The organism is Pseudomonas sp. SDO524_S393, from assembly GCF_054071875.1.
Genome location: NZ_JBSVVZ010000055.1, coordinates 1 through 26,016, shown reverse-complemented (window position 1 = coordinate 26,016; position 26,016 = coordinate 1). Strand labels below are relative to the sequence as shown.

The following is a 26,016-nucleotide window of genomic DNA, read 5'->3' as shown; positions in this document are numbered from 1 at the left end:
CCTTGAGACCTGACGATATGGACCACAGCAAAGCCCTAGACAAAATCAAGAAACTGCTGCGCCTGGCAGCAAGTGATAACCCGCACGAAGCCGCCACTGCAATGCGCCAGGCCCGCGCCTTAATGGAAAAGTACCGTTTGGAAGAGTCGGATATTCAGCTCTCCGAAGTATTCGAAAGCGCCGCCCGCAGTGGTTCAAAGATGACCCCGCCGCAATGGGAAGCCAACCTGGTCGGCGCCGTGACTCAGGCTTACGCCTGCAAAGTCCTGTTCATGGCGGGTATTGGTGAATGGCGCTTTATCGGCGAATTGGCCGAGCTGGCCAGCTACACCATGACCTTGTTACTGCGTCAGGTTCGCCAGTCCCGCCGTGACTTCATCAGTACTCAATTGAAGCGTTGCAAACCAGCTACCAAGACCAAGCGCGCTGATGTGTTCTGTGGTGCATGGGTGTCGGCCGTGCGTCGCCAGGTCATGGCGTTTGCTGGCAACGATGAGCCTTCACCGGCAACAGCGGCGTACATGCTCAAGCACCATTCCGATACGGAAAAGCTTGATTGCCGCGACCGCAACGCCAGCAAGGGCAATGGTGTACGGGCTCTGACTGACGCAATGCACGGTGTTCTAGCGGCAGGCGATGTCCGCCTGAACCATGGTGTGAACGGCCAAGAACAACTCGCCCTGCATTAAGCGAAACCGTCCTGGTAAGCCGGGGCGGTCTGCCGGACGTGGTTGTCCGGTACTGATGAGCAACCACCCATGACAGACGAAACGCCCAAACAGCGCAAAACCCGCCTGGCACGCGAGCGTAAACGTGCCCAGCGCAAGCGCGACAGCGACAAGCGCCTGGCCATGGGTGCCAGCAAGCTCAAGATGGAAATCTACAGCGGCACCCAAAACGAGCTGGAACAGATCCGCACCGCCGGTAAGTTCGACGAAACAGACCATGCGCTTACGATGACTATTCATGGTGTCGCCGCACTGTCCCGAACCGACCCGGCAGCGTTCCAGGTACTGATAAAAGGAGGAAGACAGTGACTACACGTAACCTGCAATTGAGCAAGATCCACATCGCCAAGAAGGACCTTGGGCTGGATGACGAAACCTACCGTGCCTTGTTGGATCGCGTAGCGGGTGTGCGTTCGGCCAAAGACCTGACCCCACGCCAGACCGGCGCAGTACTGGCCGAATTCGTCCGGTTGGGTTGGGAGTCTGCACCCGCTAAAAAGCCGGGCCGCAAAGCACCTGTTGCGGCACCGGACCGGGAAAAGCTGGTGGGCAAGATCGAGGCCTTTCTCGCCGAGGCGAAACGCTCCTGGGCGTATGCCGACGGTATGGCGTTGCGCATGTTCAAGGTCGAGCGCGTGGAATGGCTTGATCCTGGTCAACTCCAGAAGATGGTTGCTGCATTGACTTACGACGCCCGCCGACATGGGAGACCTGAGCGATGAACGAAGAATTGTTCCCAGATGACATTGATAAACTGGACGCCAAGAAGGTGTTGGCAAATATGCAAGACCCCACCGTGCTTTCCCGTTGGGAAGGCTCATTGAGGGAGATGGTGGAAATTGCCGAGGCCAAGCTTCTGGTTGAGGTTAAGCCAGGGGTGGAAGCCGCCGAGCTGGCGCGGCATGTCGTTTTTGCAATTTGTTCGGTGATGGGCGGTAAGGTGGTCTACCTGCCACGGGGTGACGCGCTTAAGCGGGCTTTGCGAGACGCCAAAATCTATCGGGACTGGAAGGATAACAATACCCCGATCCCGGAACTGGTCAGCAAGTACGACCTTGCGAACCAGACGATTTATGACATCATTCGCCGACAACGGGCTCTGCATCGCAAGAATGAGCCTGACCTATTTGGCTACGACGAAGATCAAGGAAGGAGTGTCCACTGATGACCCAGGTGCAATGGTTTTATGACGACAGCGGTTCTCGCGTAGGACCTGTCACCGAAAGCGATATCAAGGGACTATTAAAAGTCAGCAAGATTGGCCACGGCACTCTTGTGTGGCGCACCGGTATGGCCGACTGGGTTCCAGTCGAATCGAGCGAGCTAAATATCGAACTGGCTAACACTCCACCGCCGTTAAGGAAAGATCGTGTTTCCGATTTGTGGGTATGGTTGTTAGCTGTTTCGCCAATTGCGTGGTTAGCCGTTGACACCAGTGTATTGAATGCAGGTTTTGTTGCGATCTGGTTCCTAACCGTTGTGCTCTGTGCCTTGGATATTGGCAAGCTACGACGGGCGGGCCATCAGGCTCCGGCTATTTGGTGGTGCGTATTTGTTCCGGGCTATCTTTATTTTCGATCCAAGCGTCTACAGAGCAATTACGCTCCGTTGATTGTCTGGATTCTGATTAACGCAGTATTGTTCGTCATACAGCGATAATAAGAACTTAGACATCCAGCCCCGCCACCGAGCGGGGCTTTTTCTTAAACCCCGCTGATACTCAACCAAACTCCCCCATACGCGAAGCTGGCACCGTTCCCCCAACGGCAGGTTCGCATGATGCATTCCGCTCCCGCATCCCCCAAAGTCTCCCGGCCTCGATGGCCGCGCCAGTTCGCCCAGCTCATTCTCGCTGCTGGTGATGATGCTTCGCGGTCGGTGCTGTGGGCGAAGGTTCCGGCCGATTGGCTGGAGTTGGTGCAACTGCATATCGCACAGGCTGAAGGTCGCATCGAGCAGCATGTGCGCCAACAAGAGAAATTACGCCCCGCTGTAAGAACCATCACACCGACCTGTACCGAGTACCGGGCCCCCGTCCATGTACCCGGCAACGCCGTGGTCGCTGCTCAACACCTGGCCGCATTGCGTGCCGCCATCCACTCACCGCGAGTATCCCAATGACCACCACCGCACCGAAGCGGCGTCCCCGTACGCCTCGTATGACCTTTTGGGCGTTGATCACCATCGCCTTGCTGTTCTGCTTGGCCATCCTCGCCCCGACCAAGCTGCCCGTCGTTCTCTATAAATGTGCCCTGGTTACGCTGGGCTGCGTGCTCGGTTACTGGCTGGATCGAGCGTTGTTCCCGTACGCCCGGCCTGACATGGTGCCGAACTGCGACCAATCCATGGCGGGCATCCGTCGTGCCCTGGTGGTGCTGGGCTGCGTCCTCGGCCTGACGCTGGGGCTCTGACATGCGGCGCTCTCGTTCTCTTCTATATATAGCAACGGCCTGCATGGGCTTGCTGGTATGTCTGGTCGCCAGCCCACCGGCCAAGGCCGAAATCCCGGACCAGGCAGAACGCTACCGACGTGACCTGACCCGCATCGCCCAGGCCGAATGGGGCCTGGATGCACCGGTGTCTACCTTCGCCGCCCAGATCCACCAGGAAAGCCGCTGGAAGTTCGACGCTAAGTCGCCCGTCGGTGCGCAAGGCTTGGGCCAGGTGATGCCCTCGACCGCCACCTGGCTTGCCGAGCTGTTTCCCAAGGCCCTCGGCAAGATCGAACCGTATAACCCGGTTTGGTCCATGCAGGCGCTTGTCAGCTACGACCGCTGGCTGGCTAATCGCATCCAGGCGCGTGGCCCCTGCGAACAAGGGGCGTTGATCCTTTCTGCCTATAACGGCGGTCTAGGCTGGGTGATCAAAGACCGTAAGTTGGCATCGGCTAAGGGTGCCGATCCGCTGACCTGGTTCAACTCCGTCGAGCGGTTCAACAACGGCCGCTCGGCCGCTGCTTTTAAAGAAAACCGTCAATACCCGCGCCTGATCCTGTTGCGCTGGGAAGCCCTGTACGTTGCTGATGGCTGGGGCCAAGGGGTGTGCCAATGAATGGCCTGCTCGACCTACTCAAACCCGCCGCTTGGTACGTGGGCATCATCGCGGTAGTGGTGATCGGCCTGCACCTCAACAGGCAGGACGGCTTCGACGAGGGCTACGCCAAAGCCTTGGGCGAAGGGGAAACAGCCATTGCCAAGCTGCGCCTAGAACACTCCCAGGAACAGCTAAGTATCGCCGATGCAACAGCTAAAGCCGCCAATCAGGCGGTTGAGGATCTGCGCGCTCAGCGGAATCGGGGCGACCTGCTCGCCACCCAGCTCGCCGACGCAAAGGAATCCTTTCGCAAGAACACCGACCAACTCAAGGGAGAGATTGCCCGTGTCACGACCCTGTATCGCCGCACCCTCGAATCGGCCCCTGAGCCTTTGCCTGCTGGCGTGTTCACTCTTGGCTTTGTCCGCGTGTGGAACAACGCCAACGGAATCGGCACCGCAGTGCCCGCCCAGCAAACCCGACAAGCCACCAGCGGAATTGCTACGTCGCCCGACGGAGCCGGAGCCGCTGACAGCCTCGACTCAGGCGTCACCCAGCCTCTTGTCCTTGCCAACCAGATTCGCAACGGCGAGCTGCACAGTTCCTGCCGGGCTCAGCTCAACCGCCTGATCGATTGGACACTTAATGGAAGTAACTGACTTTGCCAGTCACCTGGAGGCGATCCACAACGAATCCTCCTTGGCGGCACATTTGGCACAACGTGAAGTATTGACCGGCCCTTCGGCCGAGTTCTGCACAGGAGAGGATTGCGAAATGCCAATCCCGGAACAACGCCGTGTGGCCATACCAGGTGTGCAGCTTTGCGCGCAGTGCCAAACGCATCGCGAAAAACGGAGCCGCCGATGACGACTATTGAGATGCCCGCGTGGCAACTGGTGAGCATCGCCGTAACCATCCTCGGCGCTTTTGCCGGACTGGTGAAGGTTATGGTCATGCAAATGGAGCGTCGACTGGATCAGCGCTTTGCAATAACGGACAAGGATAGCGAGCGCCTGCGCACGCTGGAAATATCCTTTGAGCGGCTGCGGGGTGACATGCCCGTGCACTACGTGCGCCGGGAAGACTATGTACGCGGCCAAACCGTGATCGAGGCCAAGCTCGACGCGTTGGCCCTCAAGCTAGAAACCGTTCAATTAAAAGGACTGAAGTAATGAACATCGACGCCGCCAAAACGCGCCGGGAGTCCCTGCGCTGGTACATCATCAAGACCCTGGACACTTCGCGCCCCGTGGACCCCCATGAGGCTATCGTGCTGTCCACCATCCAGGGCATCTATCCCGACGCCACCACCATGGAGCTGCGCCGCGAACTCGACTACCTGGCCGACCGTAGCCTGGTGACGCTCGACAAAAAGCCCAACGGTGTGTGGATCTGCGGTCTGACCCACTACGGGGTCGACATTGCGGAATACACCATCGCTTGCAATCCAGGCGTTGCCCGACCAGAAAAGTACTGGTGACCCCATGCCTCCACGCAGCAAGGTTGCCAGCCTGCCCAAGTCGGTCAAGACCTGGCTCGACAAGGCCCTGGCCGAAAACAACTTCAGCGATTACGAAGCCCTGGCCAGCGAACTGTCGAGCCAGGGTTTCTCTATCAGCAAGTCGGCGCTACATCGTTATGGCCAGGACTTTGAGTCCAAGCTTTCGGCGTTGAAGATGGCCAGCGAGCAGGCCCGTGCCGTGGTGGCCGCTGCACCGGATGAAGAAGGTGCGGTCAACGAAGCGCTAATGCGACTTGTCCAGGAACACCTGTTCAAACTGCTTATGAGCGATGGCGACCAAATGGACTTACCCAAGGTGGCCAAGGCCGTCGCGGAGCTGGGCAAGGCCTCGGTGGTGCAGAAGAAATGGCAAGCCGAGTGGAAGGAGAAGGTCGAAACGGCAGCGGCACGCGTTGATAAGATCGCCAAGAAAGGCGGCATGAGTCAGAAAACGGCCGACGAAATCCGGCGCGAGATTCTCGGGATGGCATCGTGAGTCTGCCCCTCGTCCTGGACAGCACCGCCACGCTGCTTGCCCCAGCGGTGCTACTCGACTATCAGAAAGAGTGGATCGGCATCCGCGCTCCGCTCAAAGTGGGCGAAAAATCCCGGCGTATCGGTCTCACCTGGGCCGAGGCCGCAGACAACGTCCTGGTAGCCGCGTCCGAGAAATCAGCGGGCGGTCAAACTGTCTATTACCTGGGCTACAACCAGGACATGACCGTGGAGTACATCCAGGCCTGTGCCATGTGGGTACGGGCCTACAACTACGCGGCCGAGCAAATAGAAGAAGGCATCTGGCCCGACAGCGATCCCGACAAGCACATCAAGACCTACACCATTGGATTCCCCAGCGGCCACCGCATCGTTGCACTGACCAGTCGCCCGTCGAACCTGCGGGGTCGTCAGGGTGTGGTCGTGATCGACGAAGCCGCGTTCCACCAGGATCTGCCCGAGCTGCTAAAAGCTGCACTCGCACTGTTGATCTGGGGTGGTGAAGTCCATGTAATCAGCACCCATGACGGGACAGAGAACGCCTTCAATGAGCTGATCAACGATATCCGAGCGGGCAAACGTAAGGGTGAACTGTTTCGTTGTTCGTTCCGTGAAGCCGTTGCGGATGGCCTGTACCACCGGGTCTGCCTACGCAAAGGCATTGAATACAAGCCAGAGGAAGAGTCCGCCTGGGTCCAGGACGTATACGACTTCTACGGCGATGCGTCCGAAGAAGAGCTGGACTGCGTGCCATCCCAGGGCGGTGGTGCGTTTCTCAGCCTGGCTCTGGTCGAGCAGCGCAGTAACCGAGAAGTGCCGGTATTGCGTCTGTCGTATCCGCAGGGGTACGAGACCATTGCGGAACACCTGCGCCTGGCCGAGTCCCTAGAGTGGTGCGAAGAGCATTTGCTTCCGCTGCTCTCGGCGATCCCGCTGGACGTTCAGAGCTTCTATGGCATGGACTTCGGGCGTTCTGGTGACCTCTCGGTCTTCTGGCCATTGCTCAAAGAACAGAATCTGCGCAAACGCACGCCCTTTGTGGTCGAGTTGCGTAACGTCCCGTTCAAGCAACAACTTCAGATCAAGTTCTACATCATCCGTCGCTTACCCAACTTTCTCAAAGGGGCTGATGACGCCAGGGGTAACGGCTCGCAACTGTCGGAAGACACTGCTGTCGAGTTCGGCTTTAACCGTATCGAGCGGGTGATGCTGACCGAGGGGTGGTATCGCGACAACATGCCGCCGTTCAAAGCAGCGCTGGAAGACGACACCTTTTACGACATTCCGGCCGACAAGGACGTGGTCAGCGACGTGCGTGCCTTTCGCATGGTCAAGGGCGTGGCTCGCATCCCCGAAAAGCGCACCAACGAAAAGGGCGAAAAGTCTGGGCCAAAGCGCCACGGCGACGCCGGTATCGCGGCTGTGCTAGCCGACTATGCGTCCCGTCAGGCTGTCGAAATCTTCGAATATCACCGCGTTCAGCCAGCCACCCAGCATGATCGTGAGATCAAGCTCGGCGCTGGGTGGCGCTCTCAGAAAGGCATTTGGTAATGGCTCAATCCCGAATCGTCGACCAGTACGGTCGCCCGATCCAGTACGACAAACTCACGGAAGAGCTGGCCGCTGCCCGCACCACCGGCATTCGCCAGATCTGGCACCAGTCGGTGGCCAACGGCCTGACACCCCAGCGCCTGGCGAGTATTTTGCGGGCCGCTGCCGAGGGATCGGCCAGCGACTACCTCACCCTTGCCGAGGAAATGGAAGAGCGAGACCTGCATTACGCCTCGGTGTTAGGCACTCGCAAGATGGCAGTAGCGGGGTTGTCTGTTCGGGTCGAGGCAGCCAGCGATGATCCCGAGGACGTGCGTCGGGCCGACCAGCTCAAGGAGCTGGTTGACTCCCCCGAGTTTGGCGAACTGCAAGCTGACCTGACAGACGCCATGGGTAAAGGCTATGCCGTCTCCGAAATCATGTGGGACCGTAGTGGTAAGACCTGGAACCCTGAGCGTTTCGAGCCGCGCGACCAGCGTTTCTTCCAATTTGACCGAGAAACCGGCCGGGAGCTGCGCCTGCTCGATGAGGCTGATCCGATCAACGGCGTTGCGCTGGCACCGTACAAGTTCATTGTGCATCTGCCCCGTATTCGCTCCGGCTTGCCAATCCGGGGTGGCCTGGCGCGCCTCGCTGCTGTTGGCTACATGTGCAAGGCCTGGACGTGGAAGGACTGGATGGGCTTTGCTGACATCTTCGGCATGCCAATGCGTGTCGGCCGGTACGGCGCAGGTGCGAGCAAGGAAGACATCAGCACCCTGATGTCAGCGGTGGCCAACCTGGGCAGCGATGCGGCGGCGGTGATCCCGGACAGCATGCGCATCGACTTCACCCAGGCCGCCAATGTGGCAGGTGCTGGTGACTTCTTCAAAGGCCTCGCCGAATGGTGGGATAAACAAGTCAGTAAGGCCGTGGTTGGTCAGACCATGTCCACCGATGACGGGTCCAGCCAAGCCCAGGCAACGATTCATAACGAAGTTCGTATAGACCTGCTTCAAGCCGATGCCAAGGCCGAATCCAACACCTTGAACCGCTACTTTGTGCGGCCTTGGTGCGATCTGAACTTTGCACCTGGTCGTCCATATCCGCGATTGATCATCGACGTACCGCAGCCGGAAGACACTAAGCTGCTGATCACTGCGCTGGAAAAGTTGGTGCCGCTGGGGCTCAAAGTCGAACAGTCAGTGATTCGCGACAAGCTCAATATCCCGTCACCAGCCGAGGGCGCCGAGCTATTGGGTATCCCGGCGCCTGTTGCCACGCCTGTACTTGCCCAGGCGATCAACAGCGAGCAACTGCCAGCCAAACCGTTGGTAATGCCGGATATCGTTGATAACCAGGTGCGGACGCTGGAGCGGACTGTGGCGACTTATATGGATGACATGGTCGAGCAGATCAAGGATCTACTCGATACCGTCAGCAGCTTGGAAGAGTTCCGAGATCGGCTGATCGAAGCCTATCCAGCGATGACCACTAGCCAACTGGCGGATGCCATTGCCGATGGCCTAACGGCCGCCAGCTTGGCTGGCCGCGATGACATTCTGAGAGGCCTGTAACCATGGCGGTCTCACACGGCTCCCTGCCATTCAAGGAACAGATCGACTACTTCCGTGGCAAGGTCGACCTGCCGACCCGCGCCTGGACCGATGCCTACGCGGCTGAACATGACTACGCCTTCGTCGTGGCGGGTGCTGCGAAGCGGGATCTGCTGACCGATCTGCGGGGGGCCGTGGAGAAGTCCATCGCCAGCGGCACCACCCTGGAGCAGTTCCGCAAAGACTTTGACCAGGTCGTCGGCAAACATGGCTGGCAGTACCAGGGCGAGCGTGGTTGGCGCACCAATGTCATCTGGGAGACCAACCTGCGCCAGTCGTACAACGCTGGCCGCGAAGCCCAGATGGCCGACCCGGAGTTGCGCAAGCGTCGCCCCTACGCGGTTTACCGTCATGGCGACAGTGCGCACCCACGGCCCATGCACCTATCTTGGAACGGCATCACCTTGCCGCTCGATGACCCCTGGTGGGCAACTCACACCCCGCAAAACGGCTGGGGCTGCAAGTGCAAAAAGTTCATGCTCTCGGCTAGGGACGTTGAGCGCCAGGGGCTGACGATTGGTCCAGCACCGGCCACAGAGTGGGAAGATCGGGTAATCGGCAAGAACAGCCCTGGTGGTCCACGCACCGTGCGGGTGCCCAAGGGGATTGATCCAGGCTTTGAATATGCACCTGGTCAATCACGCCTAGCCAACTCCGTGCCCCAGCTGCGCACCCATGATCTGATTCCAGCACCATCAGCAGCTCCGGCACCGGCAACCGGCTTGCCCAACCGGCAGCCAAGCGGACCTTTGCCGCAGGCTCGGCAGATCCCGGCAAAGCGTTTGCTCCCCGCCAAAGCCTCCGCCCCTAAAGCTGTGACCCAGTTCCTGGGCGAGTTCGGCGCCACCGACGCCAAACCAGCGGTGTTCCGAGATGTGACGGGTGATGTCCTGGTTATCGGGCGAGAGATGTTCAGCGATGCCAAAACCGGCGCAATAGCGTTGGCCCAACAAGTCAAGGCTCGCGAGTTACCTCTCTTAGCTGAAGCCATCAAGGCTCCTGATGAGATCTGGGCTCGCTTGGAATGGCAGCCAGACCAAGGCAAAGCGGTGTTGCGCCGTCGTTACCTGGCACACGTCCAGGTCAAGGGAAAGTCAAAACCGGCTGTTGCTGTATTCGACCAGGGCGCAGATGGCTGGACTGGTGTCACCGGGTTTGTAGACGATAGTGAGCAGTACCTTGAGGCATTGCGCCTGGGCGTCCTGCTTTACCGACGTGCAGAATAGGGGGAATGACATGGCCGGTTCAATGCTTGAGGTGTCCCTCGATACCAGCCCAGTGGGCAAGGCCCTGGACGATCTGGTCGAGCGACTGGGCGACCTGACAACGCCGCTCAACGACATTGCGGAATACCTGCACCAATCCACTGATGACCGCTTTCGCCAGCAGGTTGCCCCGGACGGTTCGCCGTGGGCGCCGCTCGCTGCGTCAACCCTGGCCCGAAAGAAAGGCCCTCACATCTTGCGTGAGAAAGGCACGCTGCAGGACACACTGCGCCATAACGTCAGCAACAACGAGCTGGCCTTCGGTACCGACCGCCCATATGGCGCCATCCACCAGTTTGGCGGCAAGGTCCGGCACGCGGCAAGGTCACAGCAGGTCTACTTTCGCCAGGGTAAAGATGGATCGGTCGGCAACCGCTTTGTAAAGAAGAGCAAGTCCAACTTTGCGCAGTGGGTTACACGTGGCGCGCATGACTCCGAGATCAAGGCTAGACCCTACCTGGGCCTGTCATCAGACGACGATATCGAGATACTGGCGATCATCCAGGACTACCTTATGGAGCCAATAGCAGAGTAACTGCGCAGAATCTCACAGGCGCGCTGATCGCGTCTTGCGGGTACATGCGCCGCGTGCGGGGTGGTTGAGCAGCGTTAGACGTGCGTTAGATTTAGTTCTAGCGGTATTTATCACATCTGCGCGACACCGCCACCTCCATTCGCTGCGTATAGAATAGGTTTGCGTTACATCCCTTCGCCGCCTTCTCAAGGCGCAAATTCTTAAACCCCGCTGATACTCACCAACTCCGCCCGGCCGCACAGACTGGCGGCATGAAAACTCAACTCGCCGCTAACTCAGAAATCTACAGCTCCGTCGAGCTTTCCGATGGGAAAGCCCCCGACTGGGTTGAACTAATCCCCGCAGGTCCGACCGTCACCGGTCGCGATGGCCGCGCCTGGCTGTTCGATGACATGGCCACCGAACTGGTGCAGTCCAATTTCATCGGCCGAGCAATTGATTTGGTCATCGACCGGGAGCACGCCACACAGCTGCGCGCATCCGTTGGCCAAGAGGCCCCAGCCGGTGCCTGGGTCAAGCAGTTTGAAGTCCGCAATGGCGCTTTGTGGGGCCGAGTTGAATGGACGCCTCGCGGTGCTGCTCAGGTCGAGGCCAAAGAGTATCGCTTCCTGTCCCCTGTGTTCGACTACGACCTCGATAACCGCCGCATCGTGCGCATGGTCAGCGCAGCGCTGACCAACATCCCCAACTTCCTCATGACAGCCCTCAATCAAGAAGCCCCGGAGATCACATCAGTGAAACTTTCAGCTGCGTTTTTGGCACTGCTCGGCCTGCCCGACACCGCCACCGAAGAACAGGCCATGTCGGCCGCAAGCCAACTTAAAACTACCGCCCAGGCTGCCAACAGCGAGCAACCTAACCTGGCGCAGTTCGTTCCGCGTGCGGACTACGACGCCCTGGTCGGCCGTGCCACCAATGCCGAACAGGCGCTGGCCAGCCAGAAGAAGGCCGAGCATGACAAGGAAGTCGATGCGGTCATCACCTCGGCTACCCAAGCCGGAAAGATCACCCCGTCCACGGTCGAGTATCACCGCGCCATGTGCCAGGACGAAGCAGGTCTGGCGCGCTTCAAGGAATTTGTTACAGCGGCCCCTGTGGTGGCTGCGGTCTCTGACCTGGGCAACAGGAACCCGGCGAATCTCGGTACTGCCCTCAATGCCGAGGAACAAAAGGTCGCATCGTTGCTGGGTATGAGCGAAGCGGAATTCATCAAGGGCAAGGCGTAACTCCCCCTCTATATAAAGGAAGAGATTCATGATCATTAACGCCAGTGTCTTGAACGCGCTGTTTGTTGCGTACAAGGCCGAGTTCCAAAACGCCCAGGCCGCTACGCCGACAGACTGGAAGCGTATCGCCACGCCGGTCCCGTCCTCTTCGGCCAGCAATACCTATGGCTGGCTGGGTCAGTTCCCGACGTTCCGTGAGTGGATCGGCGACCGTGTTCTCAAGAACATGGCGGCGCATGGCTACTCGATCACCAACAAGAAGTTTGAGTCCTCGGTAGGTGTCCCACGTGATGCCATCGAAGACGACGAGATCGGCGTTTACAAACCGCTGTTTGCCGAAATGGGCCGTGCCTCCAGTGCGCACCCGGACGAGCTGGTATTCGCGCTGCTGAAAGCTGGCTTGACCACCACCTGTTACGACGGCCAGTACTTTTTCGACACCGATCACCCGGTCTATCCGTCGACCGATGCGACAGGCACCGCCGTGTCCGTCAGCAACTACCAGGATGGTACGGGTCCAGCCTGGTATCTGCTTGATGTCAGCCGCGCACTCAAGCCCATCATCTTTCAGAACCGCCGCAACTACGATCTGAAAGCGATGACCGCCATGGACGACGAAAGTGTCTTCATGCGCGACGAATACCGCTATGGCGTAGATGCACGTGTGAACGTGGGCTTCGGCTTCTGGCAGTTTGCTTACTGCTCTAAAGCCCCGCTGACGGCTGAAAACTACGGCCTGGCCCGTGCTGCCATGAAGAACTTCCGGGCCGATGGCGGTCGCCCTTTGGGCATTAACCCCGGCCTCCTGGTCGTTCCATCCCAACTGGAAGGCGCTGCTCGCAAAATCCTGGTCAAGGATGCGGACAATGGCAACGAATGGGCAGGCACCGCCGAAGTACTCGCACCGGCCTGGCTGGGTTAAGGGGGCGTCATGACCATCGTGATCACCTCGAAACATGACGGTTTCCGCCGTTGTGGCATCGCCCACTCCAGCACGGCAGCGCGGTACCCGGATGACTTCTTTTCGGAAGCGCAGTTGCGGGCTCTGTCAAAAGAGCCTCAGTTGATCCTCGCTTATGAGGAGGATGAATTCGACCAGGTACAGGACCGCCGCGATGAAAACCTCCAGGAAGTCGATGTATCGAAAGCGCCCGGCACCGCACAAAACCATCAGTCGCAGACGCTGGAAGCAAGCACTACAGCGCTGGGTGATGGAGTGGTTCTGTCCGTAGCCCCGGTGGCTGGCAACCTTGATGCCCTTTGGGACGATGCCTTCCTGGAAGACCGGGCGCGTGAAGTGGCCAAGGCGCAAGCATCGGCTGATGCAGCACTTGAATCTCTCTGGGACGACGCCCTCCAGGAAGATCAGGCGCGTGAAGGCGCCAAGGCGCAGGCATCGAAACCGCCAGCCAAAACCGGAAAACCCAAGGCGACCAAGGTCGAGGGCGACGGTAAATGAACCTCTCACTGCCGTCCGCCACTCAACTTCTGATTCGCTTCGGCGCCCGTGATATCACTCAGGTAGCTGTTCCTGATGACAAGCGGACCATTGAGCCAGAACTGTTAGTAGCTGCCGCTGCTGGCGAGCCGCTTGATAGTTGGGACGCGGAAGATGTGGCAATCGCAGTCGTGACTCTGGCTCGGATTGCCGATGCCGTGACTCGGGCGCGCAGTGAGATTTCGTTTTACCTGCGCTTCCGCCCAGTTGGCGAGGACGCGCCGGAGTGGGTGACCGATGATCTGGCCGAGATCGCCCGTTACCACCTCTATGACGACGCTGGTAAGGAAGAGTCGACGGTGCGCGTGCTTTACAAGGATGTACTCAAGCGCCTTGAGACCCTGGCCAAGGAAGACAAAGAACGTGGTGCCGCCGAGGCGGGTCGGTCGGGCATGCAGCTCAGCAGCCAGCCCCGGCTTATGTCTCGCACCACCTTGAGGTCGCTCTGATGTTGGGCGAACTGGAGGATCTGATTGAGGCGCGCCTGAAGGAACTGGTCGCCAAGATCCCGCGCCTGGTCGTGGAAAGCTATGGCGGTGAACTGAGCGACCCGGACCTGTTGTCTGGGTTGCTCAAGCGCTGTCCGGCCGTTCTGGTCATGGTGCCAAAAGTAACATTTCAGCGGCGTAGTCATGATCGCTACACAGTGCCGATTACTTTCCGCCTGGTAATCGTCACACGGCACCCCCGTGGCGAGCGGGAAACCCGGCGTGGCAGCGGCCCGAAGGACATAGGTAGCTACGACCTGTGGGAAGCCTGCATGCACCAACTGGTGGAATGGCAGCCCTGGACAGATCGTGCGGCTATCCGTCCAACCGAGCTTTCCAACCTGGTCAACGGCAAGTTTGAGAGTGACCACATGTCTGTCCTGGGGCAGTCATTCGTCATCGAATTGGACTGGAAAAAGCCTGCGCTTGATCTGCCAGATCTGCTCGGCATCGACATGCAGTACCACACTCCATCGGAAAACCCCGAGCCGGTGGCCACCGACAACATTGAATTGAGGGACGTGTAATGCGCGTTAAAGCCGCACCTGGTCATCGGGTGCCCACGGAAGAAGATCCGTACCAGTACATCGAAGACGCCAAGCCGGTCGACGTGCCGGACACCTCCTACTACCGGCGCCGGTTGGCGACTGGGGAACTGCTGACCGCCGAGAAAATACGCGACGGTGCCAAACAACCCGCACAGGAATCCGCCGAATGAGCATTTCCTTTGACACCATCCCGGCTTCGATTCGCAAGCCGGGCGTTTACATGGAGTTCAATACCAGCCTGGCGGTACGGACACTGCCGACCAACAAGCAGAACGTCTGCCTGATCGTTCCCTTGGGCGAAGGTGCGACGGTAGCGGCCCATGTGCCGACACCTTTCTACAGTGCGGCAGAAGCCAAGGCCTTGTTCGGCGGAACCGTCGCTGAGGAAATGGCTGACGCCTTCATCACAGCCTATCGGTATGCCTCGGTCTCTGCTGTGGGCGTGGTGGTGGCAGGTGATGCAGAGCCCGACATCAAGGCCGCATTGGACTCGACGGCCATGGGTGGCTTCACCATCCTGGTACCTGCCTGGTTCAGCCAGGTCGCGCTCACCGCACTGCGCACGCACATTCAGACCTACACCAGCTCGATGGAGCAACAGGGCATCATCGGTGTGGCGGCACTGACCGGCACCTTGTCTGCCGCGACCACCTTGGCCACGTCGATCAACTCCGGCGCGATCAGCTTGGCAGTGCTGCCAGGCACTGCATCGTCTGCGCGCCAGGTCGCCGCCGCTTATGCCGCGATGATCGCCTCCGAAGAAGATCCAGCGCGGCCACTCAATACCCTAGTGCTGACTGGCATCAAAGTGCCGCCAGTCACCCAGCGCCTTGGCCGCACGGAGCAAGAGACCGCCCTGGCCAATGGCGTCACGCCACTGGAAGTCGCGGCCGGTGATGTCATCCAGATCGTCCGTGCAGTGACCACTTACACCAAGTCCGCAGCCGGTGCCACGGACGTGTCCCTGCTGGATCTGACCACCATCCGCACTCTGTATTACGTGCGGATGGCCTGTCGTGACCGTATCCGCCTGCGCTTCCCACGCTCCAAGCTCTCCAAGAAAACCCCGGAAGCAGTGCGCGGCGAGCTGATGGACGTGCTGCTTAAGCTGGAAGAGCTGGAGATCGTCGAAGAGGTTGAAGCCAACGCGGCCGGGCTGGTGGTCGAGCGTTCGCCCCAGGATGTGAACCGCGTTAACGCAACTATTCCCACCGATGTCGTAAACGGCCTGCATGTGTTCGCCGGTCGCATCGACCTGCTCCTTTAAAGGTGAACTGAGATGTCTGATAACTACGTAGGGCAGATCGTCCTGGAGATCAACGGCACCGACTACGAGGTGGCCAGCGTTGAGCCGAGCCTCAAGACCGGTCGCAAGGTGGTCAAGACCATGAACCGCACTGGCCGCGCTACAGGCACAGCGAAGGGCATTGAAGAGCACGAGCTGAAAATCTCGGTGCCCATCCCGAAAACCGGCGAGCCGGATTGGCGCGCCCTGATGGACGCCAAGCTGACCATCTATCCGCAGGACGGCGGCAGCAAGCGTCAGACCTGGACCGGTTGCTCCCTGATGGAAATGGGCAGCAAGTACCAGGTTGAAGGTGAAGCCACCCGCGATCTGACCATCGCGGCCCTCAACTACTACACGGAGTAATGCAATGACTGACCAATCAAGCAAGCGTTGGGAAGGCCTGAGCATCACCCGCGAACTCCAGATGGGTGTTTATTACTCTGGCCTGCGTCACAAGACTTTCACCTTGCGTGTGCCTGTTGCGGGCGACCTGGTCGCGGCGCAGGAGCTGCACCCTGGTGCGCCGTTTCAACTGATTACCCTGGAGGTCTATCGCCGTCAGTTGTTGTCCCTGGGCGAGATCCCCGCCGAGGCGCTGACCACTGAATTGCTCCTGGGCGAATTGACCGAAAGCGACTTGGCCATCATTGCCGACGCCGATGCCGAGTTGGAAAAAAAGCTCGCGCCGCCGAGCGCGGCAACGCCGACTGGCGACGAATCGAACACGCCTTCGTCCGTCACGGCTACCGGCTAGAAGAGCTGCGCCAGATGACCAGGGCCGAGATCGATGCTCGTGTTGATTTGATCATCGGCAAGGTCAAAGGCACCCGCTATGTCAGTCAGCGCCAGCGCAAGCCGCTGCCAAAACCCAAAGGATAGGCTCGACACCGGGCCTTTCTTGTTCCTGTAAGACCGTTACTGGGAGTTGCTCATGTCCGATCTGCGCGTCGCGCTTCGTTTCCAGGCCCATGCAGGCAACAGTCGGCGGGAGATCGAGCAGATCAACCGTGACCTACGCAAAGCGGGCAAGGAAGGCGCTAAATCCTTGGCTGATGAAAGCTGGAAAGCTTCCTCGGCCATTGGCAAGGTCGGCCAGGTCGGGGCCAACAGTTATAAAGTCATCCGTAGTGCCATGCGTGAAACAGCTAGGGCCGGTTCCGGCACGCGCATCGAGGTCAGCAAGACCACTGCCGAACTAAAGGACATGGCCAACGCTGCTCGCAAGGCCGCCCGCGATGCGAAAACCGAGTTGCAGAATACCGACCGGCAAGGTGTGCAACCTTTGCGTCAGAGTGTTGACAAGACAGAGGCATCTTTCCGGCGCATGGCGCAGAACAGCGGTCGTAGTCTGCGCACCTTGAAAACTATCGCGATGGGCGTGCGTCAGGAATTCGACCGCATCAAGGGCCTGGGCGGCAGCATGCAAGGAAAACTTGCCGGGCTTGGTGTGGGCGTTGGAGTGGTTGCTGGATTGAAAGCCAACTCCGAACTGGAGCGCGTGCTAATCCGTACCAAACAGACGGCGGGTATGACCAACGAGGAAAAAGAAGAGTGGCATACAGAAGGATGGCGAATCGCTAAAACCTACGGCGCTAGTCGTGCAGATGTAGACACTGGATTCAATACGCTGATTGCATCTGGTGTGAACTACGATGCGGCAAAGAAAACTGGCGATGCCATCGGTCAGGCTAACGCTATTACTGGTGCAAACCCAGCGATCTTAGGCAAAGCAGTTGTTGCTGCATCTGGCGCATTCAACATTAATTTGAATAAAGAAGGTGCCGCGCTTGATTTGCTCCAAAAGATGACGGTCGCCGGAAGGCTTGGTAATGCTGAACTTGAAAACTTGTCTGACTTGTTTCCAAAAATCGGAGGCGCCGCAGCGGCAGCGGGCATGTCAATCGAGCAGGCTTTGGCATTCACGGAATCGCTTTCCAAGGTTGAACTACAACCCGATAGGCTTGGAACGTTAGCCGAGTCAACATTGCGCGTATTCAGCAATAAGCAATACAGAGACCAAGTCGCTAAAGTAACAGGCGTTAATTTTTACAACAAAGATAAAAGCTCACGTAACCCGGAAGAAGTTTTCGGAGAGATAAAGCGTAAGTATGAGGCGATGAAAAACGATGAGCAGCGTGCCAAGTTCATGGGCGTTGTTTTCAAAGGTATGGACCAGGATACCGTGCGTGGTTGGCGCAGTATGCTAACTGGAGACCGACTGGATGACTTAAAGTCAGGTGCTAAAACGCTGGGTAACGCTGAGCCCATTTATAGCAAAGACCTGAAAGAGAACACTGAAAGTAGCAGTGGTACTGCCGCACGCATGAAGGCGACACTGGCCGAAGCCATGGACCGTATGGCAACACCTTTAAATAAGGGCCTTGCCGATATGGGCTCCTACCTGCTGGACGATCTGAATTTGTCTGGCGCGCAAATGCTGGCCGGTGGGGCTGCTCTAGGTGTCGGTGGTTACTATGCCGGGCGCGGTGCCAAAGCTGGCGCTGGGGCTTTGCTAAACAAGTTCATGGGCGGCCCTGAGACGTTGAAAAACATCGCCGTGGGTAAGGTTCTAGAAGAAGCGACGGGCGTTACATCCGTGTTCGTCACCAATTGGCCTGGTGGTGCAATGCCCGGTGGGATGCCCGATCTGCCCAATGGGCCCACGGCAGGAAAAGGGAAGCCTGGTGGCTTCTTCGCGCCTTGGCTGGGCCCGGTAGCTATCGGGGCAACATCCACGCAAATCGGTGGTGCAAGTACTACGGGTTCTGATGAAGGCCGGTTGGACGCAGCCCTTCGAAGCAAGCTGTTGAATGACGGCGAACGTACCTATCAGGCGGCGTTCTATCGCAATCGTCTCGACCTGGCCGGGCAGAACCCGAATCAAACTTCCGACTGGTTGTCGTCCCAGGCCCAGCGATTGGCGCACCAGCAAACCGGCATGACAGCCGCTGGCCTGCCAATCGACGGCGCCAATCAGTGGGCGTCAGGTATCGCTAATCGTGCCGTCAGCGCAGGGGCAGAAACTCCAGCGGCGGCAGCTCGCCTACAACGCTTGCTTGATCAACCCTTGGTCATCGAACTGCGCATGGATTCCAGCATGATCCAGGCCGAGGTCGAGCGACGTACCGATATCCAAATGAGGCGCGGCCGATGAGCTGGGCAGAAACGTTGCTGGACGCATCCTATCGAGGGGTGCCGCTCCAGGTCGTCGGCGAGAACCTTCAGTGGCAACGAGCGCTGTCCGAACATGGCGTGCCCTTTAGAGACGGTGACAGCGTGGTCGATCTGGGCCGGGGCCCTCGTCGCTTTCCCATGCAGATCATCGTCTACGGCGTTAACTACGAGATTGAGCTACAGAACCTGTTGGTTGCTCTTGGTCAGCGTGGCCCTGGTGAACTGATCCACCCGATCTATGGAAGCCTGAGCGTCGTCTCGCACAACGTCGATGTGAAGCACGATGCGGACAATCCTGACTCCGCCCAGGTCACCCTGATGTTCGTCGAGGACACGCCGGACCTGCCATTTTTCGCTCGACAGTTTGAGTTCGTCGACATCGGCGTCTTGGATCAAGAGGATGCGTACCGCTGGCAGGATGGCGTCTTTGACCTGTTTGGTCGCATCGACTCTCTGGTCAGTGAGATTCAGTCGTGGATTGGTGGCGGCTGGGTGGGCCTGATCGAAAAGGCCCTGGGATTGCCGGGTATCTTCCTGCGCGTGCAGCAGCTGCGCTCCCAGATCCTCGGTGTAGTGTCCGGCGTCATCTCGATGGCTAATAATCCATCGGCCGCGTTCGATCCCCTGGTCGACCTATTCCGCACGCCGACGCAGATCCGCAGTTCTATCCAGGACAACACGCCCAGTACCTCGGCGGCGCTGCTTTCTCGTGCAGGTGTTCCCGCAACGATGCCGGGCGGGGATAGTTTGACCACCGAACCGGCGCGAGCAGCCAATGCCTTTCTTATTAGCGCCCGGCAAGGCGTTGCGCCTGATGCAAGCCTGTTGCCTGACCGTATGCCCGATGATCCCGTCGAGGCCAGCGGGTTTGCCCTGGTCGTTCTGGTCATCACCGAACTGGCCGCAGCTCACGCCCAGGCGGTTGCCATCGTCATCGAGGCCGAAAGCAAAAAGCCCACCCTGAGCCCGGTTGAATTAGAGGGTCTGGTTAACTTGGTGCGCTCATTGGTCCAGGGAGCAATCCTGCTGCATCGTCACTTGTTCGACCTGGAAACGTCTCGGCCGGTGATCGAGGCGCTACGTAACACCGCCGCACTGATCCAGGCGCGTGCCCGTCAAGTCATCCTGTTGAGCCCGCCAATGATTGAGCGTGAGGTCGAATCCCCGGCCAGTCTGCGTCTACTGGCTCACCGCTGGTATGGCGATCACGAGCGCGCTATCGAATTGATCCGACTCAATCCCGACCTGAAAACGCCCCACAACATCCCGACTGGGAAGGTATTGCGTGCTTATGCTGAATGATCCTGTTCCCTCTATTCAGCTTGCCATCGGTGGTCTGGCCCACGACACGTGGGACGGCTGGTCGGTTGAGTCAGATCTGCTGACCCCGGCCGACGCTTTCGAGCTGGAGCTGCACACGAAGAATGCAACACGCCTGCCCGACGTGATCAAGGAAGGGGCGCCCTGCACGTTGACGCTCGACGGCGACCGGGTGCTGACAGGGCAGATCGACGAGTTTGAGCATGACGTTTCACGCCAAGGCATCTCGATGCGTATCAACGGACGTGATCGGGCTGCGCCCCTGGTGGACTGCTCGTCACCTTTCGTCTCCATGCGTGAGGCTTCGTTGGCGCAGATCCTGGAACAGGTAGTTAAGCCTTTAGGTGCTTACCAGGTCGAGATCCGCGCCGACCAGGCTAAAACCCGTCGTCGTGTCCAGATCGAACCGGGGCAAACCGCATGGGAGGCATTGCTCCAGGTCGCAGAGGCCAATGGCCTATGGCCTTGGGTCGAGCCGGATGGCCGCTTGATCATCGGCGGGCCGGATTACACCGCGTCTCCATCGGGCTTGCTGATACTGCGGGAGGACGGTGAAGGTAATAATGTACAGCGAATGAGCGTGAGGCGGTCCATCGCCAACAGGTACAGCCAAATAACCGTCCTTGGCCAGCACGGCCAATATGCCAATGACGGGCTCGACACCCAGCGCTCCCACCTGCGTTCTGTGATCCAGGACGAAACGCTCGCCCGGCGTGGGATCTTCCGGCCGAAGGTGGTTGTAGACAGTTCCAGTGAAAGCCAAGACATGGCCACCACCCGCGCCCGAAAGCTACTGGCTGACAGTCGTCTGGAGGGCTTCGAGATCCGCATCGTAGTGCAGGGACATCGAGCCGGTAACGGGAAGGTATGGAATCCGGGCATGCGAGTCATCATCCGTAGTGAGGTTCACGGCGTCGATGATGTCTACTTTCTGATGTCTAGGACTTTGCGCCTTTCCCGTAGCGAGGGTGCTATTACCGAACTGCGATTCCGTGAAGACAAGATGTGGGTGCTGGACGGCAACAAACTGAAGAAACACAAAGGTAAGTCCAACCCGGACGCAGATCTGATCCAAATTATTAGGGGCGCCTGATGAGCGTCATGGCGCAACTGGTGCGCGACCAGGTGTGGAAGGTTATGAGTAAGGTTCGCCAGGCATTCCGTGCGACGGCCGTCGGAAACACCCATGGGGCTTTGATCGGCGTCGAGATGCAGGGGCTGGCCGGTGAGTCGGTATCGGGTGAGCTGGCCCAGCACTATGGTTTCAGCTCAGCGCCATTGCCTGGTGCCGACTACGTAGTGATCCCCATCGGCGGTAGTAGTAGTCACTGCGTCGTGATCGCCAGTGAGGATGGCCGCTATCGGCTCCAGCTCAAGGACGGCGAGGTCTCGCTCTATACCGACGAGGGGGACTACGTGCACATGAAGCGTGGCCGGATGATTGAGGTTGTGACTGATGACCTGGTGTTTAAGGTCAAGAACAAGGTGCGGTTTGAGACGCCCATGGTGGAGATGTCGGGTGACCAGCATGTTGAGGGCGGTATCAAGGCTGATGGCGAGATCGAGGACCATACACGGTCGATGCAGGCAGACCGTGAAATTTACAACGGTCACAATCACGGCGGTGGCCCAGCACCTGGGCAGCAGCAATAACCGTGGCAATCAATGCGCTTTTTCCCGCTGATCAAACGCGTCGTAGAAAGTCTGATACACCTGATGTGCTCCACGACAGCGCTCGACGTATTGGTCTAGCGTCCACCCAAGTCTGGCAGCTTCGGTAGTCATGAATCTGTTGAGAAATTCAGTTCCACCAGCCATTTTGGTGGAGTCCTGAAAGCTAGCCATTTGCCCGATGATACCGCAAGCTCCTGATAGCTTTGCGGCAGCAAGCATCTCTGTCCCAGAGACTGGGGGCGCTTCATCAGCCCATGAGCTTGAAGAGACTAAGAGTAAAAGCCCTACGTGGTAAAGGTTGGACCGCATGGTGTAACTCCGAAGGTAAGGTAGGCGGCGTTGATCGCATGGATCAGTCGCAGCCTAGACGATAATTCGGTGAATAGGCCAGCAACCTTAAACCCCGCTGATACTCAAATGATCGCGCCTGCGCGACAACATGCCAGCCTATGGACGCAGGCATAAACCCAGCTACAGGCGACTTGACGGGCCAGCGTATCAAAACGCTGGCAAACGCCGTTTACGTACGCCTTATGACCCCTCTCGGAACCTGGTGGAAAGATCCCACCCTGGGCTCCCGCCTGCACGAACTTCGCCGTGAAAAAGACCTCCCTCGGGTGGGCATCCTTGCCAAGCAATACGCCGAGCAAGCGCTCAAGCCCCTGCTGGATGACGGCCGCGCCAAGGCGATCACCGTAACTGCCGAGCAGCCCCATAACGGCTGGCTCACGCTGCAAATTGACATCATCGACGCCACCGGCAATTCGCAGGTGTTCCGCCAACCTGTAAGGGTGATTTGACATGGCCTTTTCCGCTCCCAATCTTGAGACCATCCTGGCAGGCATTCTGCGGGACATTAAAGCGCTCAACGATGAAGCCGACATCGGCAGCGATAGTGACCACTACATCCGGTCTGCGGCCATTGCCGCTGCTATCGAAGGCCTCTATCAGAAGCTGGCCTGGCTCTATCGCCAGATCTTCCCGGACACTGCCGATGAGGAAGAGCTGGTGCATGCCGCTGGTATTCGTGGTGTTCCGCGCAAGGATCCGGTTACTGCCACTGGCACCGTGGGCTTGAAGGGCGCTCAAGGTGTTGAGCTGCTGCTTGGTTCGACCTTGACCCATCGCACGACCGGGGAACAGTTCAATAGCCTGGTAAGCGCGACACTTGGCACCGATGGCACCGCGACAGTCCAGGTTAGGGCTCAAACCGTGGGCGCCTCACTCAACGGCTTGACCGGCGACTTGGTTCTCACTAGCCCACCGTTGGGCATGGACGCAAACGCTAGTTTCATTGAGGCAACAACCGGTGGCGAGGATCTGGAGAAGCCTGAGTCGCTACTCGCCCGGCTGCTCGACATCATCCAGTCGCCACCAGCGGGCGGCACCGTTTATGACTTCAAGCGCTGGGCCAAAGAGGTTGATGGTGTTGCAGACGCCCTGGTCCTTCCCGGCCGTAGAGGCGGTGGCACCGTTGACCTCGTCATCACCGCCAGCACCGGCAATCCCTCCGCCGAAGTCATCGCCCTCTGCAAGGAGCATGTGCTCAGTCTGTGTTCGGTCATTGCGGACGTGTGGGTCTTCGCCCCAACCATACGTAGCGTCGACTCCGTTGCACTGGTTGAAGTGGCCGACGGTTACACCTTGGCAGAAGTGCAGGCTGCTGCGCAGGCGGGTTATAACGCGTTGCTGGGTGCGATGAAGCCACGCGAGACACTCAAACGCTCTCAGATAGAAGCCATGATCAACAACTTGGCAGGCGTCATTGACAGGTCGGTTACAGAGCCCCTGGGCAACGTCAAAGCTTCCGACGATCCGCTCCTGATCGGCTGGATTCGGCCAGGCACCATTACTCTGGGTCTGCTGGAATGACTGCCCTCGCGGACCAGCTTCGGTTGCTGCTGCCTCCCGTCTCTTACGACGGCCTGGCGCCGCTGCTATCTGCCGTTATTGAGGCTGAGGCTAATGCTCTGACGCAGTCCGACGCCCAGGCCGAGGCTGTCTACAGCGCGATCTTTGCCGACTCAGGCATGGGGCTGGCTGACTGGGAGCGCGTGCTTGCACTGCCGGACCCATGCCTGGTCGGTGTGTCTCAATCAGTGCGTCAGCGTGTACAGGCTGTTGTCAGCAAGCTCCAGGCACGTGGGGGACAGAGCCGACCATTCTTTATCGCTCTGGCGAAAGCCCTCGGCTACGACATCACTATCACCACTTTTCGTCCTGCGCGTGCAGGTATCTCCCGTGCGGGCGACAGGCTCTATGGAGGTGATTGGGACTATGCCTGGCGGGTCAATGCCCCGGCCGTAACCGTCAACTATGCCAGGGCGGGGCTAACCGCCGCAGGCGATCCCTTGGCGTCGTGGGGCAATAAAATACTTGAATGTCGACTTAGCCAGATGAAACCGGCCGAGTCCACTTTGCTATTTGGTTATGGAGACAACTGATGCAGAAAATCGGACACAGCACTTCTACGGCGAATGGTGCGGGTGAGTTCACCTCGGGCCAGCCTGGCTCCGGTATTGACGCAACCATGATCATGGCGGCCTGGCTAAACTCAGTGCAACGGGAGCTAGCCAACGTTGCGCAGGCTACGGGGCAGCCGTTGGATCCTGCGGATGATGCCCAGGTATTGAAAGCTATTAAGGCGTTACAAGAAGCTGCGAGTACTTGGTCGAAGCTCTCCGGTAAGCCGACCACCATATCTGGGTTTGGGATTACTGACGCTTACACAAGGATGGAAACAGCGGTAGCCATTGAGCAAGCCGTAGCGGCCTTGGTCGGGGCCTCTCCAGAGGCGTTAGATACGCTCAAAGAACTGGCCGACGCGCTGGGCAATGATCCGCACTTTGCCACCACAGTAACAAATGCTCTTGCGAGCAAGGCCGCTAAGGCTACGTCACTCGCGGGATACGGCATATTGGATGCCTACACCCGAGCCCAGGTGGACGCGCTTCTCCAAGGCTTTGACTCATGGGGGTTGCAGCCTATTGGAGTGCCGATAGGTTTGCTCCTTGACGGTGCGACGCAGATCCCACCTTTGAACAAGAGTTACCGCTATATCACGCTGACTGCGAGTGACAGTTACAACACTGGCGTCCTGACAAGCGAGGTCGTATCAGGCTCATTTCCACTAGTCACTGCGACAGCAGTGATTAATTCACCCGGTAGTCCTTTACACGGACGAGCTGTCAATTTGATCAATACGGAGCAAAGGGTGCTGCGAGCGGGTGTGGTAGCAGGTGAGCTTCTACAAGATGCTCTTCAAAATATTACGGGTGAGTCATCGACGTTCCCTATGGGGAACACGTCTCCAACAAGCGGATCTGGTGCCTTTAAAGCTAATGCGAGAGGTGGGGTGCCTACAGGTATCGCTGGCGGAGGAGCGTGGGGATCAGTGTCCGTTGACTTTGATGCGAGTCGGGTGGCGAGAACTGCCGCTGAAACCAGGGTTAAGTCTATTGCTGTTACTTATTTTTTGAGGATCAAATGATGCCTTATGCAGCCAATGATGTAATTGCCGAGGATGAATTTCCGGGTTCAATTAAGATCACTGCGGAGCAGTATGCTGAGGCGCTTGAAGGCGTGTGTTCTGGTTTGGTGGTCACAATTGAAGGTGGATTCAAAGTCGCGGTGCCCTCAATGCCGCAGCCGGAACCAATCCCAGAACCTACTCCCGCAGAGTTGGCGGATTTCGCGTTGGCTAAGCGTGATCAATTACTATCTGTCGCCACTATCCGTATAGCGCCATTACAGGATGCTGTTGATCTTGGCAGGGCGACACCAGAGGTAATCGTCAAGCTCAAGCAGTGGAAAGGTTATCGCGTCGATCTCAACGAGATAGATCTACAGGATGGCTTTCCATTAGCGATTGACTGGCCGACCGCTCCTGGTGGGGATGTTTCTTGATCCTCTGTTCCTCAAGGTGCCAAATTAATCGCTAAAGAATTAGCTTTTTTGATTCTTCGTTAGTGCCAATTTTCTCGCTAAGCGGTGCCAAATTCGGCGCTCGCTTACACAGAGCCGATTGATATCTGCCTGATACAGGAGATCCAAATTGTGGGAGCGGGCTTGCTCGCGAAAGCGGTGGATCAGTTAGA

General features: G+C 58.5%; 35 protein-coding genes and 1 other RNA gene. All 36 read left to right on the top strand.

Annotated features, from left to right (window positions below):
* Window positions 1–17: 17 nt before the first annotated feature.
* The 36 genes from ACW9IB_RS21700 to ACW9IB_RS21525 all read left to right on the top strand — a co-directional run bounded on the left by ACW9IB_RS21700 (window position 18) and on the right by ACW9IB_RS21525 (window position 25,825).
* Window positions 18–689 carry a DUF2786 domain-containing protein gene (locus ACW9IB_RS21700; protein ID WP_457415484.1) on the top strand — a complete coding sequence of 224 codons (672 nt, stop codon included), beginning with the start codon at window positions 18–20 and terminating at the stop codon, window positions 687–689.
* An RNA gene (locus ACW9IB_RS21695) (hammerhead ribozyme type II) lies at window positions 688–758 on the top strand. Before ACW9IB_RS21700 ends, ACW9IB_RS21695 begins: the two co-directional genes overlap by 2 nt.
* Window positions 759–1,037: a hypothetical protein gene (locus ACW9IB_RS21690; protein WP_339457224.1), complete on the top strand. Its 279-nt coding sequence runs from the start codon at window positions 759–761 to the stop codon at window positions 1,035–1,037.
* The gene (locus tag ACW9IB_RS21685) at window positions 1,034–1,450 is read left to right on the top strand and encodes a gp16 family protein (protein ID WP_457415482.1); all 417 of its coding nucleotides are present in this window, start codon (window positions 1,034–1,036) and stop codon (window positions 1,448–1,450) included. Before ACW9IB_RS21690 ends, ACW9IB_RS21685 begins: the two co-directional genes overlap by 4 nt.
* On the top strand, window positions 1,447–1,893 hold the full coding sequence (locus ACW9IB_RS21680) for a Mor transcription activator family protein (RefSeq protein ID WP_457415480.1): 447 nt from the start codon (window positions 1,447–1,449) through the stop codon (window positions 1,891–1,893). The genes ACW9IB_RS21685 and ACW9IB_RS21680 overlap by 4 nt, the downstream gene beginning before the upstream one ends.
* Entirely contained in the window at window positions 1,893–2,387 is a 495-nt protein-coding gene (locus ACW9IB_RS21675; RefSeq protein ID WP_457415478.1) for a DUF4339 domain-containing protein, read from the top strand. Before ACW9IB_RS21680 ends, ACW9IB_RS21675 begins: the two co-directional genes overlap by 1 nt.
* A 117-nt stretch (window positions 2,388–2,504) precedes the next feature.
* Window positions 2,505–2,849 carry a hypothetical protein gene (locus tag ACW9IB_RS21670; protein ID WP_457415477.1) on the top strand — a complete coding sequence of 115 codons (345 nt, stop codon included), beginning with the start codon at window positions 2,505–2,507 and terminating at the stop codon, window positions 2,847–2,849.
* 38 nt (window positions 2,850–2,887) lie between these two features.
* Complete coding sequence (locus ACW9IB_RS21665) at window positions 2,888–3,139, top strand: putative holin (RefSeq protein ID WP_457415476.1); 252 nt, start codon at window positions 2,888–2,890, stop codon at window positions 3,137–3,139.
* 43 nt (window positions 3,140–3,182) lie between these two features.
* Window positions 3,183–3,779 (top strand): transglycosylase SLT domain-containing protein, encoded by a 597-nt coding sequence (locus ACW9IB_RS21660; protein WP_457415475.1) that lies wholly within the window; start codon window positions 3,183–3,185, stop codon window positions 3,777–3,779.
* Window positions 3,776–4,420, top strand: coding sequence for a DNA-packaging protein (locus ACW9IB_RS21655; RefSeq protein ID WP_457415474.1), 645 nt, complete (start codon window positions 3,776–3,778; stop codon window positions 4,418–4,420). Before ACW9IB_RS21660 ends, ACW9IB_RS21655 begins: the two co-directional genes overlap by 4 nt.
* The gene (locus tag ACW9IB_RS21650) at window positions 4,407–4,628 is read left to right on the top strand and encodes a TraR/DksA C4-type zinc finger protein (protein ID WP_457415472.1); all 222 of its coding nucleotides are present in this window, start codon (window positions 4,407–4,409) and stop codon (window positions 4,626–4,628) included. The genes ACW9IB_RS21655 and ACW9IB_RS21650 overlap by 14 nt, the downstream gene beginning before the upstream one ends.
* Window positions 4,625–4,933 carry a hypothetical protein gene (locus ACW9IB_RS21645; protein ID WP_010564659.1) on the top strand — a complete coding sequence of 103 codons (309 nt, stop codon included), beginning with the start codon at window positions 4,625–4,627 and terminating at the stop codon, window positions 4,931–4,933. The genes ACW9IB_RS21650 and ACW9IB_RS21645 overlap by 4 nt, the downstream gene beginning before the upstream one ends.
* Complete coding sequence (locus tag ACW9IB_RS21640) at window positions 4,933–5,241, top strand: hypothetical protein (RefSeq protein WP_069557235.1); 309 nt, start codon at window positions 4,933–4,935, stop codon at window positions 5,239–5,241. Before ACW9IB_RS21645 ends, ACW9IB_RS21640 begins: the two co-directional genes overlap by 1 nt.
* A 4-nt stretch (window positions 5,242–5,245) precedes the next feature.
* Window positions 5,246–5,758, top strand: a complete 513-nt coding sequence (locus ACW9IB_RS21635; RefSeq protein WP_457415469.1) for a DUF3486 family protein — start codon at window positions 5,246–5,248, stop codon at window positions 5,756–5,758.
* Window positions 5,755–7,308 carry a hypothetical protein gene (locus ACW9IB_RS21630; RefSeq protein ID WP_457415468.1) on the top strand — a complete coding sequence of 518 codons (1,554 nt, stop codon included), beginning with the start codon at window positions 5,755–5,757 and terminating at the stop codon, window positions 7,306–7,308. The genes ACW9IB_RS21635 and ACW9IB_RS21630 overlap by 4 nt, the downstream gene beginning before the upstream one ends.
* Complete coding sequence (locus ACW9IB_RS21625) at window positions 7,308–8,864, top strand: DUF935 domain-containing protein (RefSeq protein WP_457415466.1); 1,557 nt, start codon at window positions 7,308–7,310, stop codon at window positions 8,862–8,864. Before ACW9IB_RS21630 ends, ACW9IB_RS21625 begins: the two co-directional genes overlap by 1 nt.
* Window positions 8,865–8,866: 2 nt before the next feature.
* Window positions 8,867–10,129: a PBECR2 nuclease fold domain-containing protein gene (locus tag ACW9IB_RS21620; RefSeq protein ID WP_457415465.1), complete on the top strand. Its 1,263-nt coding sequence runs from the start codon at window positions 8,867–8,869 to the stop codon at window positions 10,127–10,129.
* A 10-nt stretch (window positions 10,130–10,139) separates the two neighbouring features.
* Entirely contained in the window at window positions 10,140–10,703 is a 564-nt protein-coding gene (locus ACW9IB_RS21615) for a phage virion morphogenesis protein (protein WP_457415463.1), read from the top strand.
* A gap of 251 nt (window positions 10,704–10,954) precedes the next feature.
* Entirely contained in the window at window positions 10,955–11,929 is a 975-nt protein-coding gene (locus tag ACW9IB_RS21610) for a phage protease (RefSeq protein ID WP_457415462.1), read from the top strand.
* A gap of 28 nt (window positions 11,930–11,957) precedes the next feature.
* Window positions 11,958–12,851: a Mu-like prophage major head subunit gpT family protein gene (locus tag ACW9IB_RS21605; RefSeq protein ID WP_457415461.1), complete on the top strand. Its 894-nt coding sequence runs from the start codon at window positions 11,958–11,960 to the stop codon at window positions 12,849–12,851.
* A 9-nt stretch (window positions 12,852–12,860) separates the two neighbouring features.
* Window positions 12,861–13,388 (top strand): HI1506-related protein, encoded by a 528-nt coding sequence (locus ACW9IB_RS21600; RefSeq protein WP_457415459.1) that lies wholly within the window; start codon window positions 12,861–12,863, stop codon window positions 13,386–13,388.
* Entirely contained in the window at window positions 13,385–13,876 is a 492-nt protein-coding gene (locus ACW9IB_RS21595) for a phage protein Gp36 family protein (protein ID WP_457415457.1), read from the top strand. The genes ACW9IB_RS21600 and ACW9IB_RS21595 overlap by 4 nt, the downstream gene beginning before the upstream one ends.
* Entirely contained in the window at window positions 13,876–14,442 is a 567-nt protein-coding gene (locus tag ACW9IB_RS21590) for a phage protein Gp37 (RefSeq protein ID WP_457415455.1), read from the top strand. The genes ACW9IB_RS21595 and ACW9IB_RS21590 overlap by 1 nt, the downstream gene beginning before the upstream one ends.
* Window positions 14,442–14,633, top strand: a complete 192-nt coding sequence (locus ACW9IB_RS21585) for a hypothetical protein (protein WP_457415454.1) — start codon at window positions 14,442–14,444, stop codon at window positions 14,631–14,633. The genes ACW9IB_RS21590 and ACW9IB_RS21585 overlap by 1 nt, the downstream gene beginning before the upstream one ends.
* The gene (locus ACW9IB_RS21580) at window positions 14,630–15,730 is read left to right on the top strand and encodes a phage tail sheath subtilisin-like domain-containing protein (protein WP_457415452.1); all 1,101 of its coding nucleotides are present in this window, start codon (window positions 14,630–14,632) and stop codon (window positions 15,728–15,730) included. The genes ACW9IB_RS21585 and ACW9IB_RS21580 overlap by 4 nt, the downstream gene beginning before the upstream one ends.
* Before the next feature lie 12 nt (window positions 15,731–15,742).
* The gene (locus ACW9IB_RS21575) at window positions 15,743–16,114 is read left to right on the top strand and encodes a phage tail protein (RefSeq protein WP_457415450.1); all 372 of its coding nucleotides are present in this window, start codon (window positions 15,743–15,745) and stop codon (window positions 16,112–16,114) included.
* A 4-nt stretch (window positions 16,115–16,118) separates the two neighbouring features.
* Entirely contained in the window at window positions 16,119–16,505 is a 387-nt protein-coding gene (locus ACW9IB_RS21570) for a hypothetical protein (RefSeq protein ID WP_457415449.1), read from the top strand.
* 177 nt (window positions 16,506–16,682) lie between these two features.
* Window positions 16,683–18,905, top strand: coding sequence for a phage tail tape measure protein (locus tag ACW9IB_RS21565; protein ID WP_457415448.1), 2,223 nt, complete (start codon window positions 16,683–16,685; stop codon window positions 18,903–18,905).
* Complete coding sequence (locus ACW9IB_RS21560; protein WP_457415447.1) at window positions 18,902–20,227, top strand: DNA circularization protein; 1,326 nt, start codon at window positions 18,902–18,904, stop codon at window positions 20,225–20,227. The genes ACW9IB_RS21565 and ACW9IB_RS21560 overlap by 4 nt, the downstream gene beginning before the upstream one ends.
* Complete coding sequence (locus ACW9IB_RS21555) at window positions 20,217–21,338, top strand: phage baseplate assembly protein (protein ID WP_457415445.1); 1,122 nt, start codon at window positions 20,217–20,219, stop codon at window positions 21,336–21,338. Before ACW9IB_RS21560 ends, ACW9IB_RS21555 begins: the two co-directional genes overlap by 11 nt.
* Window positions 21,338–21,898 carry a phage baseplate assembly protein domain-containing protein gene (locus ACW9IB_RS21550; RefSeq protein WP_457415444.1) on the top strand — a complete coding sequence of 187 codons (561 nt, stop codon included), beginning with the start codon at window positions 21,338–21,340 and terminating at the stop codon, window positions 21,896–21,898. The genes ACW9IB_RS21555 and ACW9IB_RS21550 overlap by 1 nt, the downstream gene beginning before the upstream one ends.
* Before the next feature lie 554 nt (window positions 21,899–22,452).
* On the top strand, window positions 22,453–22,719 hold the full coding sequence (locus ACW9IB_RS21545) for a phage GP46 family protein (protein WP_457415443.1): 267 nt from the start codon (window positions 22,453–22,455) through the stop codon (window positions 22,717–22,719).
* Window position 22,720: 1 nt separating this feature from the next.
* Window positions 22,721–23,791: a baseplate J/gp47 family protein gene (locus tag ACW9IB_RS21540; RefSeq protein WP_457415442.1), complete on the top strand. Its 1,071-nt coding sequence runs from the start codon at window positions 22,721–22,723 to the stop codon at window positions 23,789–23,791.
* A complete protein-coding gene (locus tag ACW9IB_RS21535; RefSeq protein WP_457415440.1) occupies window positions 23,788–24,363 on the top strand; it encodes a YmfQ family protein in 576 nt (191 codons plus the stop codon). The genes ACW9IB_RS21540 and ACW9IB_RS21535 overlap by 4 nt, the downstream gene beginning before the upstream one ends.
* Window positions 24,363–25,409 (top strand): hypothetical protein, encoded by a 1,047-nt coding sequence (locus ACW9IB_RS21530; RefSeq protein WP_457415439.1) that lies wholly within the window; start codon window positions 24,363–24,365, stop codon window positions 25,407–25,409. The genes ACW9IB_RS21535 and ACW9IB_RS21530 overlap by 1 nt, the downstream gene beginning before the upstream one ends.
* A complete protein-coding gene (locus ACW9IB_RS21525; protein WP_457415437.1) occupies window positions 25,409–25,825 on the top strand; it encodes a tail fiber assembly protein in 417 nt (138 codons plus the stop codon). The genes ACW9IB_RS21530 and ACW9IB_RS21525 overlap by 1 nt, the downstream gene beginning before the upstream one ends.
* The last annotated feature ends 191 nt before the right edge of the window (window positions 25,826–26,016 follow it).